The organism is Calothrix sp. CCY 0018 (assembly GCF_963920925.1).
In the GTDB taxonomy this organism is placed as follows: domain Bacteria; phylum Cyanobacteriota; class Cyanobacteriia; order Cyanobacteriales; family Nostocaceae; genus Rivularia.
This window is the reverse complement of the sequence record NZ_CAWUDI010000103.1, coordinates 1-2,242: the sequence shown is the minus strand read 5'-3', so window position 1 is coordinate 2,242 and position 2,242 is coordinate 1. Positions and strand designations below refer to the sequence as shown.

The 2,242-nt window shown below is 39.9% G+C and carries 1 protein-coding gene; it reads left to right on the top strand.

The genetic code is table 11. The features are described 5' to 3' along the window. Nucleotides 1-576 precede the first annotated feature (576 nt). Nucleotides 577-2,154: a group II intron reverse transcriptase/maturase gene (locus tag ACM03V_RS34285; RefSeq protein ID WP_414625278.1), complete on the top strand. Its 1,578-nt coding sequence runs from the start codon at nt 577-579 to the stop codon at nt 2,152-2,154. The last annotated feature ends 88 nt before the right edge of the window (nt 2,155-2,242 follow it).

Here is a 2,242-nt window from a genome sequence, read left to right as displayed (position 1 = left end):
GTGCGATTCGTTGTTTAGGGAATCACGGTAATCAGTCCGTACATACCTAAACCAGTGAAACTTAACTCCTGTTAAGCACTGAACTCTCAAGATGATGTAGGTGAAAGTCCTATCCGCTAGATTCAAGCGTGACCCCTTATCTGCCCACACCGAACAAGAATCGACCTTGTAGAGTGAAGCTGGGAACAGGGCACAATCAGACGGCTGTTATGGGCTGACACTGGTGCTAATAGGAAGCTCCTACGGTGAAACATAGTCTAAAAAAGTAACCTAGTTCTAAGCAAGGCATAACAAAAACCCTTGACTTCATCGAAGCTTATACCCGCTGCACTTGGCGTGAGTAGCAGCAAGAATCCTGGGTATTCGATGGTTAAATTGACTACACCTAACGGAACGAAAATAGATATTGAATAACATTGATATCTAATCATCTGAGGGAACGAATAAAAACGAATTAAAGGTCATGGGAATGTCGAATCCTATGTAGGTAAGTCGAAATACGGAACTCCTTTGATTCGGGTAGGATGCGGCGTAATTGCTGCAAGGTATTCAGAAAACACTTAACGGAGTTAGAGCGTGATTAGGCACAGTAAATCTACTAGTGAATCTTGGAAGAATCTAAACTGGAAAAAATTCCGTAAAGACTTATTCCGCCTGCAAAGTCGAGTGTTCAAAGCGATTCGAGTAGGAGACAAGCGTAAAGCTTTGTCACTTCAAAAGCTTATTTTGAAATCCAAAGCAGCTAGATTTTTGGCAATTCGTCAAGTAACTCAGCTAAACGCAGGTAAGAAAACAGCAGGTGTTGATGGTAAAAAATCCCTCAACTTTAATGAGAGATTTGAGCTTGAAATACTTCTAAAAGATACCAGTAATAACTGGCATCACCAGAAGGTGCGTAGTATCCCCATTCCTAAAAAAGATGGAACTACCAGAATGCTGAAAATACCAACTATCGCAGACAGAGCTTGGCAATGCCTTGCAAAATATGCCTTAGAACCAGCACACGAAGCAACTTTCCATGCAAAAAGCTACGGGTTTAGACCAGGACGTTCAGCACATGATGCTCACAAAGTCCTGTTTACCAACTTAAGCTCTCAGTCAAATGGAATCAATAAACGAGTTATAGAACTCGATATTGAAAAATGTTTCGATAGGATAAGCCACACTACAATAATGAATAATCTTATTGCTCCTAAAGGCATCAAGTCTGGAATATTCCGCTGTTTAAAAGCAGGAACAAATCCAGAATTCCCAAAACAAGGTACGCCTCAAGGTGGTGTGGTAAGTCCACTACTAGCTAATATTGCATTAAATGGTATCGAAAAAATTCATAGATATCACATAGATTCAAGATGTAGGATTACAAAAAATACTCTACCAAAATATATTGTAGAACCATCAATTCGTTATGCGGATGACATGGTTGTAATTCTCAGACCTGAAGACGATGCAGACGATATACTGGACAAAATAAGCCAATTCCTAGCTACCAGAGGAATGAAAGTAAGTGAGAAAAAGACAAAAATAACCGCTGCGACAGATGGATTTGACTTTCTAGGCTGGCATTTCAAAGTGCAAAGCAACGGAAAATTCAGAAGTACTCCCTCAGTGGAAAACTTCAAAAAATTCCGGGAGAAAGTTAAGAAAATCGTCAACTGCTCGAACTATGGTTCTAAGGTAAAAGCTGAAAAGCTAGCACCAATAGTTAGAGGTTGGAGGAATTACCATAAGTTCTGCAAGATGAATGGGTCAAGGTTCTCACTATGGCGCATTAATCAAAGAACGTTTGAGGTATTCAATAAGGAAAGTAAGAACACAAAAGAATCAACAACCAAGCTGATAGCAAAAGCGTTCCCAAAAGTTCCTTACTCCGAAAACAAACACGTTAATGTCAAAGGGATTAAATCTCCCTACGACAAAGATATAACTTATTGGAGCAGAAGGAACAGTAAGTTATACGATGGTTATACCTCTAAAGCCATTCAAAGGCAAAACCATTCATGTGCAAGATGTGACTTAAAGTTCACAAGCGATGAGCTAGTACACTTACATCACGTTGATGGTAATCATAACAACTGGAAAACAAAAAATCTAGTGGCAATGCATGAGTCTTGTCATGATTACATTCACATGAGCAAAAGCCGTAAAGCTTAAGAATATCGGGAGCCGTGTACACGGAAACGGGTACGCACGGATCTAAATGAGAGGTGCTGTGGATAATACCACACATCGACTCAACCAA